Origin of the sequence: Curtobacterium sp. VKM Ac-2861 (assembly GCF_013204965.1) — a bacterium.
Lineage (GTDB): Bacteria > Actinomycetota > Actinomycetes > Actinomycetales > Microbacteriaceae > Curtobacterium.
In genome coordinates this window covers 125,622-142,061 of sequence record NZ_JABMLA010000008.1, presented here as the reverse complement: position 1 = coordinate 142,061, position 16,440 = coordinate 125,622, and the positions used below count along the sequence as shown (strand labels likewise).

Annotated in this window: 12 protein-coding genes and 1 tRNA gene; 3 read left to right on the top strand and 10 right to left on the bottom strand. The window is 72.1% G+C overall.

Features of this window, described 5'->3' with window-relative positions; translation table 11 throughout:
• Positions 1-125 precede the first annotated feature (125 nt).
• Complete coding sequence (gene ilvA, locus HQQ88_RS18140) at positions 126-1,385, bottom strand: threonine ammonia-lyase (RefSeq protein ID WP_123340649.1); 1,260 nt, start codon at positions 1,383-1,385, stop codon at positions 126-128.
• A gap of 62 nt (positions 1,386-1,447) precedes the next feature.
• Positions 1,448-2,698 (bottom strand): AI-2E family transporter, encoded by a 1,251-nt coding sequence (locus HQQ88_RS18135; RefSeq protein WP_123294741.1) that lies wholly within the window; start codon positions 2,696-2,698, stop codon positions 1,448-1,450.
• 92 nt (positions 2,699-2,790) lie between these two features.
• Here HQQ88_RS18135 and HQQ88_RS18130 point away from each other — a divergent pair, with 92 nt between their 5' ends.
• Positions 2,791-4,062: a crosslink repair DNA glycosylase YcaQ family protein gene (locus HQQ88_RS18130; protein WP_173170753.1), complete on the top strand. Its 1,272-nt coding sequence runs from the start codon at positions 2,791-2,793 to the stop codon at positions 4,060-4,062.
• A 6-nt stretch (positions 4,063-4,068) separates the two neighbouring features.
• Here HQQ88_RS18130 and HQQ88_RS18125 read toward each other — a convergent pair whose 3' ends face one another.
• Together HQQ88_RS18125 and HQQ88_RS18120 are read right to left on the bottom strand one after the other, a co-directional pair.
• Positions 4,069-4,971, bottom strand: coding sequence for a M48 family metalloprotease (locus tag HQQ88_RS18125; RefSeq protein WP_173170751.1), 903 nt, complete (start codon positions 4,969-4,971; stop codon positions 4,069-4,071).
• Positions 4,972-4,990: 19 nt separating this feature from the next.
• Positions 4,991-5,572, bottom strand: coding sequence for a LemA family protein (locus tag HQQ88_RS18120; RefSeq protein ID WP_111084820.1), 582 nt, complete (start codon positions 5,570-5,572; stop codon positions 4,991-4,993).
• Positions 5,573-5,800: 228 nt separating this feature from the next.
• Between HQQ88_RS18120 and HQQ88_RS18115 the strand changes: the two genes are divergently transcribed.
• Both HQQ88_RS18115 and HQQ88_RS18110 read left to right on the top strand, forming a co-directional pair.
• Positions 5,801-8,203, top strand: coding sequence for an Ig-like domain-containing protein (locus HQQ88_RS18115; RefSeq protein ID WP_173170749.1), 2,403 nt, complete (start codon positions 5,801-5,803; stop codon positions 8,201-8,203).
• Positions 8,204-8,295: 92 nt separating this feature from the next.
• Entirely contained in the window at positions 8,296-9,999 is a 1,704-nt protein-coding gene (locus HQQ88_RS18110) for an AMP-binding protein (protein ID WP_173170747.1), read from the top strand.
• Positions 10,000-10,231: 232 nt separating this feature from the next.
• Here the strand turns inward: HQQ88_RS18110 and HQQ88_RS18105 are convergent, their stop codons facing one another.
• The 6 genes from HQQ88_RS18105 to HQQ88_RS18080 all read right to left on the bottom strand — a co-directional run bounded on the left by HQQ88_RS18105 (position 10,232) and on the right by HQQ88_RS18080 (position 16,386).
• On the bottom strand, positions 10,232-11,557 hold the full coding sequence (locus HQQ88_RS18105; RefSeq protein WP_123294738.1) for a threonine/serine exporter family protein: 1,326 nt from the start codon (positions 11,555-11,557) through the stop codon (positions 10,232-10,234).
• Between the two features lie 10 nt (positions 11,558-11,567).
• Positions 11,568-12,227: a class F sortase gene (locus tag HQQ88_RS18100; RefSeq protein WP_173170745.1), complete on the bottom strand. Its 660-nt coding sequence runs from the start codon at positions 12,225-12,227 to the stop codon at positions 11,568-11,570.
• Between the two features lie 112 nt (positions 12,228-12,339).
• Positions 12,340-13,890: a hypothetical protein gene (locus HQQ88_RS18095; protein ID WP_173170743.1), complete on the bottom strand. Its 1,551-nt coding sequence runs from the start codon at positions 13,888-13,890 to the stop codon at positions 12,340-12,342.
• A gap of 280 nt (positions 13,891-14,170) precedes the next feature.
• Positions 14,171-14,247, bottom strand: a tRNA-Leu gene (locus tag HQQ88_RS18090).
• A gap of 76 nt (positions 14,248-14,323) precedes the next feature.
• Entirely contained in the window at positions 14,324-15,799 is a 1,476-nt protein-coding gene (locus HQQ88_RS18085) for an NAD(P)/FAD-dependent oxidoreductase (protein ID WP_123294735.1), read from the bottom strand.
• Positions 15,800-15,837: 38 nt separating this feature from the next.
• Positions 15,838-16,386 carry a DUF501 domain-containing protein gene (locus tag HQQ88_RS18080; RefSeq protein WP_111084823.1) on the bottom strand — a complete coding sequence of 183 codons (549 nt, stop codon included), beginning with the start codon at positions 16,384-16,386 and terminating at the stop codon, positions 15,838-15,840.
• Positions 16,387-16,440: the final 54 nt, after the last annotated feature.

Here is a 16,440-nt window from a genome sequence, read left to right as displayed (position 1 = left end):
AGGCCCGGGGCGACACCGCCACGGGCCTCCTGTCTGTCCGCTGGTCGCGTCCACGGCCCCGCTCGCCGGGGCGCACCACGGATCCGACAGGACACGCGTCGAACGACTCGTGGATCGTCGCAGGGCTAGTGCTCGAGGAGCTCCGGGCGGAAGCCGACCTCGTGCAGGCGCTGGATGACCTCCTGCGCGTGCTCGGGGCCGCGCGCCTCGATCGACAGGTCGAGGGCCACCTCGTTGATGACCAGGCCCTGTCCGTGGCGGGTGTGCAGGACCTCGACCACGTTCGCGCCGGCGTCCGAGATCACCTGGGCGACCCGGGCGAGCTGGCCGGGACGGTCCGGCAGCATGATGCGGATGCCAATGTAGCGCGACGCGGCGACGAGACCGCGCGTGATCACGCGCTCCATCATGAGCGGGTCGATGTTGCCGCCGCTCAGCAGCACGACGGTGCGCCCGGTGTCGCGGACCGCGCCGGACATGATCGCGGCGACACCGACGGCGCCGGCGGCCTCGACCACGAGCTTCGCGCGCTCGAGCAGCACGAGCAGGGCGCGAGCGGTGTCGTCGTCGGAGACCGTGACGATGTCGTCGACCAGGTCGCGGATGATCGGGAAGTTCAGGTCGCCGGGGCGGGCGACCGCGATGCCGTCGGCGATCGTCGGTGTGGTCGTGATGGTGACGGGCTCGCCGGCGCGGATCGACGACGGGTACGCAGCGGCGTTCTCGGCCTGCACCCCGATGACCTTGATCGGTCGTCCGAGCCGCTCGGCCATGCCCTTGACCGCGAGGGCGATGCCGGAGATGACCCCGCCGCCGCCGATCGGCACGACGACGGTGTCCACGTCGGGCACCTGGTCGATGATCTCGAGGCCGAGGGTTCCCTGGCCGGCGATGACGGCGGGGTGGTCGAACGGCGGGATGAAGACCGCGCCGGTGTGCGCGGCGAAGTCCTTGGCGGCGCTCAGGGCTTCCTCCACCGAGTGGCCACGCAGCACGACCTCGGCGCCGTAGTGGCGGGTGGCCTGCAGCTTCGGCAGCGCGACACCGACCGGGGTGAAGATCGTCGCCGGGATGCCGAGCTCGCGGGCGGCGAGGGCGACGCCCTGGGCGTGGTTGCCGGCGCTGGCCGCGACGACGCCCTTGGCGCGCTGTTCCTCGGACAGGGTGGACAGGCGGTTGTACGCGCCGCGGACCTTGTACGCACCGGTGCGCTGCAGGTTCTCGCACTTCAGGTGTACCGGTGAACCGAGCACCTCGGCCAGGAACTGCGAGGTCTCCATCGGGGTGACGCGCGCGACGCCCGAGATGGTCTCCCGCGCCGTCTCGATGTCCGCGAGGGTGGGGATCGCGGCGAGCGTGTGCTGGGAGGCGCTGGTGTCGGTCACTCCCCCATCATCGTCGTTCCGGGCGTCCGCGGCGAACCCGTGACACGAGGGATCGTTCAGCGTCAGCCTGCCGTCCCCTTGACCGCGGTCGGCTGCTCGTCGGTGCCCGGCTTCGGGACGTCGCCACGGCGCTTGCGCAACTTGAGGACCTTGCGCCGGCGCTTGGTCCGGACGTTCTCGTCGTGCGCGTCCTGCTTGGCCTCGAGCACGTGGTCGGAGTCCATGGTCTTCCACCGGCCGCTCGAGATGGTCGTGACCATGGAGTTGACGGTGGCGATGAGCGGGACGGCGAAGAACGCGCCCGCGATGCCCGCGAGACCCGACGCCGCGGTGACCCCGAGGACGACGGCGAGCGGGTGCACCTTGACGGCGCTGCCCATGACGAGCGGCTGCAGGATGTGTCCCTCGACCTGCTGCACGACCAGGATCACGCCGAGCATGATGACCGCCGCGACCGGGCCGTTGAAGACCAGGGCGACGAACACCGCCAGGAACCCGGTGACGATCGCGCCGACGACCGGGATGAACGACCCGAGGAACACGAAGACCGCGATCGGCACGACGAGGGGCAGCTGCAGGAAGAACGCACCGAGGCCGATGCCGACGGCGTCGACGAACGCGACGAAGATCTGCACCCGGATGAAGCTCGTCAACGTCGTCCAGCCGGCGACCCCGGCGCCGTCGATCGCGCTGCGGGCGTTCTTCGGGAAGAGCCGGACCGTCCAGCGCCAGACGTTCTTGCCGTCGATGAGCAGGAAGATCACCGTGAAGATGACGATGAACAGGCCGGTGAGGATGTGCGTCAGCGACGACCCCGCGCTGGCCACTCCGGACAGGATCGAGCCGGAGTTGCTCTGCAGCCAGTCGGTCGCCTGGTTGAGGTAGGAGTTCAGGTCCTTCTGGCTGATCCCGAGCCCGGAGCTGAGCACGAAGTCGCGGATGTTGTCGTACTGCGACAGGGTGCGGTCGCGGAGCGACGGGTAGGCGGCGGCGATCTGGTCGACGACGAGCCAGATGAGCGCCCCGACGGCGGCGAGCCCACCGACCAGGCTGACGATGACGGCGAGCCACTTCGGCACGTGGTGGCGCTGCATCCAGTTCGACAGCGGGACCAGGAGCGCGGCGACGACGATGCCGATGAGGAACGGGATGAGGATCTCGCTGAACAGCGTGACCAAGTAGATGACCACCGCGACGACGCCGACCACGACGAGGATCCGCCACGACCACGCACCGGCGATCCGCATGCCGGGCGGCACCGCGTCATCGACGACGACGGGATCCGTGTGCGGTGTCTTCTTTCCCCAGGCCATGGGCCGATCCTAGCGATCCGAACGTCCTCGCGTTCCAGATACGGCATACGTTCGGACGCCGCGCTGTCGGCGGGGTTCGGTAGCGTCTCCGCATGGTCAGGTCCTCGCTCTCCGCCGCCGAAGCCCGCCGCGTCGCCCTCGCCGCGCAGGGGTTCGGTCGGCCACCGGCGACGGACGTCTCGACGCGTGCGGTGAACGCTGCGTTCGCTCGGCTCGGGCTGCTGCAGATCGACTCGGTGAACGTGTTCGAGCGCAGCCACTACCTGCCGCTCTTCGCACGGCTGGGGGCGTACGACCGGTCCACGCTCGACCGACTGACCCTCGGCCGGTCCGGGCCCTACACCGAGTACTGGGCGCACGAGGCCGCCCTCATCCCGCGCGACGACCTGCGGCTGTTCCGCTGGCGGATGGACGCTCTTCGGGAGCGCGACGCCGGTCCGACCCGGATCGACGGCGTCACCCGCACCGCCGGGGTCCGACGCGAGCTGCACGCGCTCCTGCGTGCCGAGGGGCCGATGCGAGCCAGCGCGGTCGAGCACGAGTCGAACGTCCGCCGTGGGCCGTGGTGGGGCTGGAGCGACGTGAAACTCGGGCTCGAGCAGATGTTCCGCTGGGGCGAGGCCGTGAGCGCCGGACGGTCGGGCTTCGAGCGCTTGTACGCCCTGCCCGAGCAGGTCCTGCCGGCCGGGTTCCTCGAGACGGCACCGCCGCGCGCTGCCGCCGTGCTCGAACTCGTCCGGCACGCCACCCGCGCCCTCGGCGTCGGCACCCGAGCGGACATCGCCGACTACTACCGACTGCGGTCGGACGACACCGCCGGCGCCATCGCGGAGCTCACCGCTGCCGGCGAGCTCCTGCCCGTGCGGGTCGAAGGCTGGGGTGAGCGGGCCTGGCTCCACCCCGATGCCCGGGTGCCCCGGCAGCTGACCGCCGACGCGGTGCTCAGCCCCTTCGACCCGGTCGTGTGGTTCCGCCGGCGCGCGGAGCGGATGTACGGGTTCCACTACCGGATCGAGATCTACACACCGGCGCCGAAGCGGGTGTTCGGGTACTACGTGCTGCCCGTGCTGCAGGACGACCGCCTCGTCGGCCGGGTCGACCTGAAGAGCGACCGGCAGCGTGGCGTGCTGCGGGTCCGGACCGCGTGGCAGGAGCCCGGCGAGCACCTCGATGCCGAACGGCTGGCCGAGACTCTCCGACGCACCGCCGCCTGGCAGGGACTCGACGAGGTCGAGGTCACCGATCGGGGCACGGCTGCGGCCGCGGTCGCCGGGGCGCTCGGCCTCCCGCTGGTCCCGCACGAAGCCGTCGACGACGCCGATGCCCCCGAACCCACGGAGCATCTCGACGCCGTCGAGGCCTGACCGGGCTCAGAAGCGGTCGGCGTTCGCCCGCAGGCGTGCGATGCGGTCCGGCAGCGGCGGGTGCGTCGAGAACAGCCGGTCCATCACACCGGGGCGCATCGGGTCGGCGATCCACAGGTGGGCCATCGACGAGTTCTGCGTCTGCATCGGACGGCCGCACGCGCCGAGCTTCTCGAGCGCCCGGGCGAGGCCCTCGGGGTGACGGGTCGTCATCGCACCGGTGGCGTCGGCGAGGTACTCGCGCTGCCGGGACACCGCGGCCTGCACGCCCGCCGCGGCGATCGGCGCCACGACGACGGCCACGATGCCGGCGATGAGCAGCACCGGGTTCGCGCCGCCACCGTTGTCCGAGTTGCGGTTCCGGCCGCCGGACAGGCCGCTGAAGATCGAGATGCGCAGGAGCACGTCGGCGATCAGGCCGACGGCGACCACCAGCCCGAACACCATCGTCGAGACCCGGATGTCGTAGTTGCGGACGTGCCCGAGTTCGTGGGCCATCACACCCTGGAGCTCCTGGTCGTCCATGATCTGGAGCAGCCCGGTCGTCGCCGCGACCACGGCGTGCTCCGGGTCGCGCCCGGTCGCGAAGGCGTTCGGCGACGGGTCCTGGATGACGTAGACCCGGGGCATCGGCATGCCGGTCGAGATCGCGAGGTTCTCGACCGTCCGCCAGAGCCGCGGTTCGGAGGTGCGGTCGATCTCGATGCCACCGGCGATGGCGGTCGCCTGCCGAGCAGCGAAGAAGTACTGCAGCACCGCGTAGCCCAGGGCGACGGCGAGCACGATGACGCCGATCGAGACGTTCCCCGCCAGGTAGCCGCCCAGGAACCCGAGCGCGCCGATGATCAGCAGGAAGACCAGGACGATGACGACGGTGTTGCGCTTGTTCCGCGCGATGGCGCTGTACACGGCAGCTGCGAGGCTGGGGTCAGAACTGGACGCGCGGCGGCTCGGCGATGGCTGCCGGCTCGGCGGTCTCGAAGAACGTCGCCTCGGCGAAGCCCCGCCGCTTGGCGAACGTGGAGTTCGGGAAGACCCGGATCTTCGTGTTCAGCTCGCGCACACCGCCGTTGTAGAAGCGCCGGGCGGACTGGATCTTGTCCTCGGTGTCGACGAGTTCGGTCTGCAGCTGCAGGAAGTTCTGGCTCGACTGCAGCTGCGGGTACCCCTCGGCGACCGCGAACACGCTCTTCAGCGCCTTCTGCATGTGTCCCTCGGCCGCGGAGGCCGTGCCGGCGTCACCGGCCGTCAGCGTCTCGGAGCGCGCCTTGGTGACGTCGTCGAAGACGGCCTTCTCGTGGGTGGCGTACCCCTTGACCGTGTCGACGATGGTCGGGATCAGGTCGGCGCGCCGCTTCAGCTGCACCGAGATGTCGCTCCAGGCCTCGTCCACACGGACCTTGAGCGTGACGAGCGAGTTGTACGTCACCCAGAGGTAGATCCCGATGATGACCAGGATCACCACCACCACTCCGACGACGATCAGCGTCGTGACGAGTCCGGTGTCCATGCGTGGGTGCTCCTTCTCGCGTTCGGATCCGCGGTGCTGCGTGGCCTGAACGGCCGTCGTGAAGTCTACCGACGCGTCCGCAGTGCTCGCGTCGACCGCCAGGGTTCACGGGCGATTCCCGAGTCACGCACACCGGGCGTTCGGGCTGCGGGGCGAACACGACCGGATGCGGGACATCATCCGCGAGGTGTATTGACCCAGCGGCCCGGATCACGTGGGATGGAGCCGGTGAGCACGCGAGGGGACAACGTGGACGACCGGGCCGTCGGGGGCGACGGCCCTCGTCGTCGTACCCGGTTCGTCGCGCTCGCCTCGGCCACGGCCGTCCTCGCCGCGGCGCTGCTGGCGACGGCAGCCGCACCCGCGTTCGCCGGCACGGCGCCCCACGAACAGGCGACCACCGAACGCGTCAGCGCCGCGAGCACCGCGACCCCCGCACCGGGCGAACTCGTCGGCCCCCCGAGCAGCGGTCGCCCCGGCACCCCCACGCCCCCGCCCGCGTCCACCGGACGACCGCCCGTCGCACCGACCATCGCCGACCCGGGGGACGTGACGAGCAGCACCGCCCGGTTCCACGGCACCGGGACCCCGGCGCACGTCGTCCGCGTCGCGGGCCCCGCGTCGACCGGTTCGGCCGGGTGCTCGGCCCAGGTGCAGGCGAACGGTTCGTGGTCGTGCCTCGGTACGGTGCGGTCGGGTCCGCAGCAGGTCTTCACGGTGCGGGACGTCACCGCGCCGAGCCAGCCGCCCGCGAGTGCCCCGGCTTCCGACGTCATCGTGCCGCCGACCATCGCGTCCGACCACCCGACCAGCGGCGCGCTCTCCGGCACGGGCTTCCCCGGTTCCACCGTGGTGCTGTCGGTCTCCGGATCGTCGACGCAGCAGACCGCCCCGGTCGGCCCGGACGGTCGGTGGGTGACCTCGCTCGCCCTGCGGTCCGACGCGACCGTCACCGTGACCGCCTCGCAGACCGCCAGCACGGCGCGCGGTTACCGCTCCGACCTGCGCAGTGCGTCTTCGGCCCCCGTGCGGATCACGGTCGACCGCACAGCACCGGCAGCCCCGCGGATCACCGCACCCGACGACGGCGACCGCGTCGGTTCGCGTGCCACGGTCGTCCGCGGCACCGGCGAACCCGGTGCCGACGTGACCGTCTACGTCGACCGCGCACCCGTCTGCCGGGCCGAGGTCGCTGCGAACGGTTCCTGGTCCTGCTCCACCGCTGGGTCGCAACTGCGGGCTGGCGGACACGACCTCACCGCCACGCAGCACGACGCCGCCGGCAACTACTCGCGGTCGTCCGCTGCCGTGCAGGTCACCGTGTGGTCGACCTCGGGCGCCCCGAACGGCACCCCCGGCACCTCTGGAACCGGCGGGGACGCACCGACCAACGGCACCGGCTCCGGCTCCGGCTCCGGCTCCGGCTCCGGCTCCGGCTCCGGCACCGACTCCACCGGCACCACGACCGCGCCGGGTGACGGCCAGACCCCCGGCGACACGGGGACCCCGGCCGGCACCGGAACCGGGAACGCAGGCGGCACCGGCGACGACGGCCCCGGATCAGCGGCAGCGCCCGGTGACGGCACCGACCCGACCGGCACGAGCACCCCCGGGGCCGCAGGCTCCGGCGGCCACACCGACTGGTCGGGCCCCGCGGGCGACTGGACCGCTGCCACCGCCTACGACCGCACCGTGCCGACGATCCAGGCCGCGTTCTCGTGGCGGACCGTCCTGATCGCCACAGCCGTCGCCGCGGGGTTCCTCCTGCTCATCGCCGCACCCCTCGCGCTCGTCGCCGCCGCTGCCCGCGGGCGCATCCGCTCGCCCTTCGCCGGACTGCTCGGGCGGAACCGCTCGCGCTCGGACCGCACCGGGTCCGACGACGTGCTGCCGACCTGGGTGTCGATCACGGTCGCGGTGGCCGTCGCCGCCCTGTGCACGCTGCTCGGCGTGGGCGTCTCGCTCGAGGCCCGCTACGTCCGCCTCGCCATCGCCGTGCTGCTCGGCACCGCGGTGCTCACGGCGGCCGTGGTGCTCGTGACCCGGTGGGCAGCCGGGCCCGACCACCGTGCGGTGGGCTTCCGGGTGTCCCCGTGGCTGGTGCTCGCGGCGCTCGTGGCGTGCGGGATCACGCGGGCCGCGGACCTCTCCCCCGCCCTGATCGTCGGGGTGGTGCTCGTGCCGTCGGGACGCCCCGACCTGGACACCGCCGCACTGCGCCTCGGCTCCGGGATCGCCGCCGGTGCCCGGAGCGCGACCTGGCGGACGATCGCGCTGCTCGGGCTCGCGACCGCGGGGTGGGTGCTCCACAGTCTGACCGCGGGCGGGGGCTTCTGGTCCGCGTTGACGTCGGAGTTCGCCATCACCCTGTGCGTCGGCGGGGTCGGTGCCGTCGTCGCGACGCTGCTGCCGTTCGCGGGTTCCGCCGGCAGTGCGGTCCTGATGGCCTCGCGTGCACGGTACGTGGCGCTGGCGGTCGTCGCGGTCGCGCTCACCGCCGCGGTCTACTCGGGTCCCGCGGGGACCCACGCGTCGCCGGTGCTGCTCGGCGCGGTCGGCGCGGCCTGCGTGGCGGGCGCGATCGGGGCCTGGTTCTGGGCGCGCACCGCGCGACCGGACGCGGCCGCCTGACCCGCACCGGGCCTCCCGTCCGCCGTCCCCGCGCGGCGGATACAGTGACGATCGGTGCGTGACGCGCCGTTCGACCGCCCCAGGGAGCGATGATGACCGAGACCCGATCCGACTACGACCCGACGCGGTTCCGCGAGGTGTTCGAGGGCAGTTACACGTACGCGAACGGCTTCGCGCGGAACACCCACCGCTTCGCGGACCGGCCCGCGCTGCGCGACCCGGACACGGGTCGGTCGTGGACCTACGCGGAACTCGGGGACGTCGTCGACCACATCGGCGGGTGGCTCGTCCGGCACGGAGTCGGTCGCGGTTCGGTCGTGATGGTCGAGCTGTTCAACTCGCCTGAATTCGCGATGCTCTACCTGGCGTGCCACCGCATCGGCGCGGTGTTCTCGCCGACGAACTTCCGGCTCGCGCCCGACGAGGTCGCCTTCATCATCGAGGACTCCGCGCCCGTGGTGCTGGTGCACGACGCGGTACGCGGCGACGACATCGCCCGAGCGCTCGAGACCGCGCCGCACCGTCCGGACCACATCGTCGTCGTCAGTGGCGACGACCACGCAGCGCACCACGACGACGACCCCGCACACGACGCGCGGGTCGCGTTCACCGCCCTCCTCGCCGCCGACCCCGTCACCCCCGCCGAGCTCGCCGCGACCGAGCCGCGCAGCACCTACGACGAGACCACCCGGCTCTACACCTCCGGCACCACCGGGCGACCGAAGCCCGTGCCCCTGCCGAGCCTGGTCGAGGTGCTCAGCGCCCACGACGTCGTGATGCACTTCCCGCTCAGCCCCTTCGACAAGACGCTCAACATGTCGCCCCTGTTCCACCGTGGCGGCCTGTACTCGGGCGGCCCGAACCCGGTGTTCTACGTCGGCGCCGAGCTCACGACCCTGCGGCACTTCGACGCCGAGCGGGTGCTCGACCTGGTCGAGTCCGAGCGGCTGACGTTCCTGATCGGTGCGCCGCCGAACCTGGTGCAGCTCGCGAACGCGCAAGAGGCCCGGCCCCGCGACCTGTCGTCCCTGCACGGCATCGTCACGATGGGTGCACCGCTCGAGCGCGCCGCCGCACTCCGCTACCAGGAGCTCCTGTCCCCGCGGATCTTCAACGGCTACGGGACGACCGAGACCTTCTGGAACACCTTCCTGCGTCCTGAGGACTTCCCCGACGGCGCCGGCTCCACCGGACGAGCATCGACGGACGACGACGTCGCCGTGGTGCGCGTGTACGAGGACCGCCTGGCCGACCCGAGCGACACCGTGCCGAAGGACGGCTCCGAGATCGGCGAGTTCGCGGTCCGGACCGTGAAGTCCGGCTACTCGTACCGCAACCCGGGGCTCGAGGCGGAGAAGTTCGCGAACGGCTGGTTCTACCCCGGCGACCTCGCCACGTGGGACGAGCACGAGCGGGTCACGATCGTCGGCCGCAAGGACGACATGATCATCTCCGGCGGCGAGAACGTCCACCCCGTCCAGGTCGAGGCCGCACTGCAGGAGCACCCGGGCGTCGCCGACTCGATCGTCGTCGGGATCCCGGACGAGCGTTGGGGCGAGGTCGTCACGGCGTACGTGGTCCGTGCAGCGGGACGGCTACCGGACGACGACGTCGCAGCCGCCGCCGTGCTCGAGGAGTGGACGGGCTCGCACCCCGGTCTCGCCCGCTACAAGCGGCCGCGGCGGTACCGCTTCGTCGACGAGCTGCCGTACAACGCGACGGGCAAGAAGGTGCACTACCTCGCCAAGGCGACGGCAGCGGAGGACCAGGCGGCGGGCCGACTGCTCGAGCCGTAGCGCGCTCTGGACGTGCGCGGCGTCGGACGGGAGGCCCGTGGCGGCCCCGCCCCGCGCCTCCCGTCCGTCAGCCGGTCGCGTCCACGGCCGTGCCTGCGTGCGTTCCTTCCCATGCCGCGTGCGGTGCTTTGCCGGATCGGGCGTACCTGGTCGAAACTTCCGACCAGGTACGCCCGATCCCGCCAGGTACGCCCACGTGGCCCCGGGCGGCGCGGGGCCACCCGGGCCGGCGCTACGTGTGGCTCGGCGCGTTCCGGGCGAACAGACCCGGCAGCAACCCACCGATCTTCGTCCCGATGCACAGGCTGACGAAGGTCGCCAGGGGTGTCGCGAGGGACTCGGGGTCGAACGTAGCCACCGCCACCAGCCCGACGGTCCCGGGGACGAGCAGCAGGAACGCCGGGAAGAACGACACCGTCGCCGGGATCGCCGGCACGAGCCGCTCGAGCAACCGCGTCGCGACGAACAACAGCGCCGCCGTCGCCCCGGTCGCGACGACGCTCCCCCACACCGGCGTCGTCCCGCTCACCAGCGCGTAGGCGGTGACCATGACGGCCACCGACACGAGCGTCAGCCGCCAGCCCGACCGGAACACCAGGCCGAGGCCGACCGCCAGGACCACCACGGCGACCCACGACACCCAGTAGGACGGCACGGACTCCCACCCGGCCAGGTCCGTGCCGACGCCGGCGACCTCGCCGACGAGCGCGGCCGAGGACGGGTCGACGTGCAGCCCGGTCAGCGCACTGCCCGAGGCGATGCCGGCCGCCATGAAGCCGAGCATGATGAGCCCCTGGACCAGCCGCGAGGACCCGGTCACGATGTCCGCAGCGGTCAGTTCGAGCAGGGCGTTCGTGATGAGGGCACCGGGGACGAACACCGCCACCGGGGCGCACACGGCGAACAGCGGGACCTGCTCGAACCCGGCACCCGCGGCGACGAGTCCGACGATGGCCGTCGACACGAAGGCCGCCAGGAACGGGATGATCGCGACGGCCTCGCGGAAGCGCCGGAGCAGCAGTCCGATGACCCCGACGAGCGCACCGACCAGGAGCGCGAGCAGGATCGCCCACCACGGGCACCGGAACACGACGGCGAGCCCGGCGGAGGTCAGCGCGTTGCCGAGGATCCACGGCAGTGCGGGCGGCGGGACGGTGCCGGCACGGATGGCCCGGACCCGCGCGGGGATCTCGGCGAGGGCGATCGACCCGCTCTCCAACCCGAGCACGACCCGGTTCGCCCGTGCAGCCTGTCGGGACGACAGCTCGACGCCCTCGGCGTTCACGATCGTCGCCGCACCGGTCGAGACCTCGCTCACCATCACGAGCGCCGGGAGCACCCCGATCGCCAGGGTCGGACCGACCCCGGCGGCGTCGCGGGCCTTCTCGAGCGCCGAGCGGACGTCGGTGACGGAGCTGCCTGCGTCGAGCAGCAGCGCACCGAGTGTGCCGAGGAGCATGCCGACGGGGACGGTCTCGCCGTCGACGACCTCGACGTGGGCCTCGGGCCGACGGAGGGCGTTCTGCAGGTTCGCGAGTGCGCTTCCGAGTCCGACCACGCAGGCGATGTTAGCGATCGAGCGTGGCCTCGATGACCACGTTGTCGACCGACGCGGAGCCGTCCGGCCGCTGCAGGCACGTGATGAGCAAGAGCCGGCCGGGCTCGTCCGCCCAGACGTCGGCATCGGCGGCCACGGTCGCCTTCGTGATCCGCTCGGAACCGGTCACCGTCCACCGCGCGTCGCCGATCCGGACGCTGCTGCCGACCACGACCTCGGAGCGTTGCCCGTCGACGTCGATGAGCAGGTTGCCCGGCCCGATCGCACCGTTCCGCAGCGAGTGCATGACGACGAACACGGTGCCGTCCGCGCGGTCCGCCAGCGGTACCCCAAGGTTGCGGACCCGGTAGGCCTCACTGAACCCCGGCGGCGTGATCTGCCCGTCGACGGCGTCCAGTTCGCCGAGCGGCACCTCCAGCCCGACCGACGGCACCACGAGCTGGACGCCGGTGTCGGCGACCGCGTTCGAGGCAGACGCCGCCGTCCCCGACTCGCCCGGGTCGAGCGTGACCTGCTCGCCGTCGAGCGACGTGCCGGTGATCGCCGTCGGCGAGGCCGCTCCGGTGGTCGCCGTGACCACACCGACCACACCGACGACGAGGGACGCCGCGGCGAGCACGGCGATCGTCCAGAGCAGCGCGGTGCGCGGTCGGGTGCGTGGGGCGGTCATCTTCCGTGCGGGGGGGGGGCGGGCGGGGTGGGCGGGGCGGCGCGCCCCCCGCCCGACACCTGGGTGCCGGGATCCGCGTGGCGGGGTCGACCGCCCCGCGGATCCCGGTGCGTCAGTCCTGCTGGGTGACGCGGCGGCGGTACGCGATGAACGCGACCGAGCCGAGGGCGACGACGCCGAAGGCCGACAGCCCGATCCACGGCAGGGCCGAGGTGCCCGAGACGGTGCCTCCGGTGTTCACGGCTGCGCCGGTGGTGACGGCCGTGGTGGTGTCGATCGGGTCGACGACGACGGTGCCGTCAGCGGTGACCGTGATGGCGAGCGAGACCACGGCGGTGCCGTCCGAGGACTCCACCGCGATGGTGTGCGCTCCAGCCGGGGTTCCCGTGGGGATCACGACCGAGGTCGCGAAGGCCCCGTCGGCGTCCGTGGTCACGGTGCCGAGGACGACCGGGTCGCTGTGCAGGACGATCGAGTACTCCGTCGCTGCCGGCAGGCCCTCGGCGCGCAGCGGCACCGAGTCGCCGACCGTGAAGGTGGTGGCGCCACCGGTGCTGATCGACGGGGCCGGGGTGGTGGGCTCCGTGGTCGGGCCGGTCGTCGGCTCCGGGGTGCCGGGCTCGCTCGGCTCGGTGGTCGGCTCCGGGGTGCCCGGCTCGCTCGGCTCGGTCGTCGGCTCCGGCGTGCCGGGCTCGCTCGGCTCGGTCGTCGGCTCCGGCGTGCCGGGCTCGGTCGGCTCGGTCGGCTCGGGTGTGGGTGCCTCGGCCGCCGTGTAGGCGATCGAGATCGGCTGCGGCTTCTTGGCCGCGGCGTCGTTCGCGCCGGACGTGTACCAGTACGAGCTCTGACCGGTCTCGTTCTGGAAGTCGACGAAGTCCGCCGGCCACGAACCCCAGTCGGCGTTCGTCTTGTTCAGGCTCGTCGCCGAGGCGGGCTCGACGCCCTGCCAGTCCGGGCTCACGGTGATGCCCGAGCTCGTGACGTCGACGTCGACGTCGGTGAGGGTCGCGAGGTGCACCGTGCGCGGCGTCAGCGGCGCCCAGCTACCCCCGTCGCGCGAGGCCGCGTAGCCCGAGACCGTCGCCGTGAGCTCACCCGTGCCGTCCGCTGCGACGTGCAGTTCCGGGTCCTCGGCGGACCAGTAGGTCAGGCCGCCGTAGAACGCGACCGTGAAGCCGCCGTCCCACGCGATGTCCGCGGTGCCGGCTGCGGCGTCCACGGTGCCCGTACCCGCGGCGAGCGTCAGGACGCCGGCGGTCGTGGTGCCCGGGCGGACCGTGGTGCCGTCGCCGGTCTGGCACTTCGTGGCGAAGGTCGGGGTCGAGGTGCCGCCCGCGGCCTTCGGGTAGGCGATCGAGACGTTGCCGGCCGAAGCGGCGTAGCCGGGCGACGGGTTGGTCGCGGTCCACGGAGCCGAGGCACCCGAGCTGCCGGCGACCCCGGCGGACAGGAAGTTGCAGCCGCCGAAGTAGGCGCCGGCGTTGGCCTCGTTGCTGAGGCTCCAGGACAGCGACGCGTCGGTGACGTCGGCGGAGGCGGCGTTCGCGGGGGCAGCGCCGAGCGCGGCGGCCGCGGCGATCGTCGCGCCGAGGGCGACGGCGGTCGCGCCGGCGGCCAGACGCCGGGCGCGAGGAGAGGACAGGTGCATTCGGGTGGTCTCCAAGTTTGGGTAGCCTTACCTAACTCCCTGAGCATAGGGACAGGAGTTAGGGTAGGCAACCCTAAGTTGAATTCGGCCGGACATGTTCGTGCGCGGACCTGGTTCGCGCACGTCAAAGCGACAGTTGTCCGCACGGGCGCGCCACGGGCCTCCCGGCCGGGCTGGGGCCGGTTCACACCCGCCGAAGCGACAGATGCACCCGCGGTCGCGCCGTCTTGCCCGCCAGGGCGACAGTGTGCCGCGAGCGGTTGGCGGCAGACTGTCGCTTTCGCGGGACGCGCACTGGTACCCCCGGTGGGACTCGAACCCACAACTCGGCGATTTTAAGTCGCATGCCTCTACCGATTGGGCCACGGGGGCGGGCCGCAACAGCCTACCGATGCGCGAGAGGCGGCCACCCCGAAGGGTGACCGCCTCTCGTGGACTGCTGCTGGGACTACTTGGCGTCCGCCGGGGCCTTCACGGGCTCGGCCTCGTTCGAGACGTCCTTGGCGGGCTCGCCGTACGCCGGGCCGGCGGCACCGGCGGGCTTGCCCTCTTCCGGAGCCGGAGCGGCGGCCGGAGCTGCCGGGGCCTCGGCCGCGGGCTTCGGACGGGACGCGAAGGCCTCGAACGCAGCGCGCGGGGTCTCACGGTCGTCGAGCGACGCGATGTCGCGGCCCAGGAAGAAGCCACCGACCCAGTCGCCGATGACGCGCCACTTGCGCTCCCACGACGGCATCGCCATGCCGTGGTAGCCGCGGTGCGCGCCCCACGCCAGGAAGCCCTTCATGGCGAACTTGCCGGACTGGAACACGCCGATGCCGAGACCGAGGCCCGCGACGGCGCCGAGGTTCTCGTGCTTGTAGTCGGTCGTCGCCTCGCCACGGATGGTCGCGACCAGGTTCTTCGCGAGCTGCTTCGCCTGACGGACGGCGTGCTGGGCGTTCGGCACGCAGAAGCCGCCGACGCCACCACCGGTGAGGTCCGGCACGGCTGCGACGTCGCCACAGGCCCATGCGTCCGCGATCACGCCGTTGTCGTCGACGACGCGCAGGTCGGGCTGCACGCGGATGCGACCGCGCTGCTCGAGCGGGAAGTCGGTGCCCTTGACCATCGGGTTCGCCATGACACCGGCGGTCCAGATGATGAGGTCGGACTCGATCTTCTCGATCGCGCCGTCGCTCGTCTTGAGCTCGCAGACGCCACCGACGGCCGAGGCCAGCTGGGTCTCGAGGTGCACGTTCGCACCGCGCTGCGCCAGGTTCTTGAGCACCCAGTGCGAGGTCTCGAGCGAGACCTCGGGCATGATGCGGCCCATCGCCTCGACCAGGTGGAAGCGCGTCTCGTCGAAGGAGAGCTGCGGGTAGCTCTTCAGCAGGTCGGTGACGAAGGAGCGGAGCTCGGCGAAGACCTCGATGCCGGCGAAGCCACCACCGACGACGACGACGGTCAGCAGGCGGTCACGCTCGGGACCGGCCGGCAGGTTCGCCGCCTTGTGGAAGTTCGTGAGGATCTTGTCGCGGATCGCCGCGGCTTCCTCGATCGTCTTGAGGCCGATGGCCTCGTCCGCGACACCCGGGATCGGGAACGTGCGGGACACCGCGCCGGCGGTCATGACGATCTGGTCGTAGGACTCCTCCCACGCCTCGCCCTCGGTCGGCGTGATCGTGGCGGTCTTCGTCGCGTGGTCGACCTTGGTGACCTTCGCGGTGACGACGCGGGTGTTCTTGAGGTGGCGGCGGTGCGAGACGACCGCGTGACGCGGCTCGATCGAACCGGCAGCGACCTCGGGCAGGAACGGCTGGTACGTCATGTACGGCAGCGGGTCCACCATGACGACCTCGGCTTCGCCCTGGCGAAGGTGCTTCTCGAGCTTCCATGCGGTGTAGAAACCGGCGTAACCGCCGCCGACGACGAGGATCTTGGGCACGGGGGATGATCTCCTTGGATGGGGGTTTCGGAGTCGAGTCAGACTTCGCCGCCACCCGCCCCGACTCCAGCGTCTGCACCGTCATCATACGCCCGGCACTCACACCGGGAGGGCGACCAGTCCGCGCGCTCGAGCGCGAGGTCACCGATGGGGTTGACGCCGGGTCCGGCGGCGAGGGCGTGACCGACGAGGGCGTGCAGGCACTTCACACGGGTGGGCATGCCACCGGCGCTGATGCCGACGATCTCGTCGACGTGCTCGATCGACTCGCGATCGGCCAGGTAGGACTCGTGGGCCGCGAGGTACGCGGCCGCGGTGGTGTCGTCCTCGAGCAGTGCTGCCAGCTCCGGCATCACCTGGTTGGCCTCGAGGGTGCTGACCGCGGCGGTGGCCGCGGGGTGGCACAGGTAGTAGAACGTCGGGAACGGGGTGCCGTTCGACAGTCGGGGCTTCGTGGAGACGACCGTGGGGTTGCCACAGACGCACCGTGCCGCGATCCCGATGACGTCGCGTGCCGGTCGGCCGAGCTGCGCCGACACGACCTGGACGTCGCGGTCGGAGGGCGGGTCGAAGGGAGGGGTCGTCACGGGAACGTGAGCCTACCGGAGACCCGGTACCCCGCGCACCGTCGTGCCGGACGG

Bases quoted from the DNA above. Each gene is read 5' to 3' on its own strand.
- HQQ88_RS18135 (WP_123294741.1), bottom strand. From the start codon at position 2,698: ATGGCCTGGGGAAAGAAGACACCGCACACGGATCCCGTCGTCGTCGAT.
- HQQ88_RS18130 (WP_173170753.1), top strand. From the start codon at position 2,791: ATGGTCAGGTCCTCGCTCTCCGCCGCCGAAGCCCGCCGCGTCGCCCTC.
- HQQ88_RS18120 (WP_111084820.1), bottom strand. From the start codon at position 5,572: ATGGACACCGGACTCGTCACGACGCTGATCGTCGTCGGAGTGGTGGTG.
- HQQ88_RS18110 (WP_173170747.1), top strand. From the start codon at position 8,296: ATGACCGAGACCCGATCCGACTACGACCCGACGCGGTTCCGCGAGGTG.
- HQQ88_RS18100 (WP_173170745.1), bottom strand. From the start codon at position 12,227: ATGACCGCCCCACGCACCCGACCGCGCACCGCGCTGCTCTGGACGATC.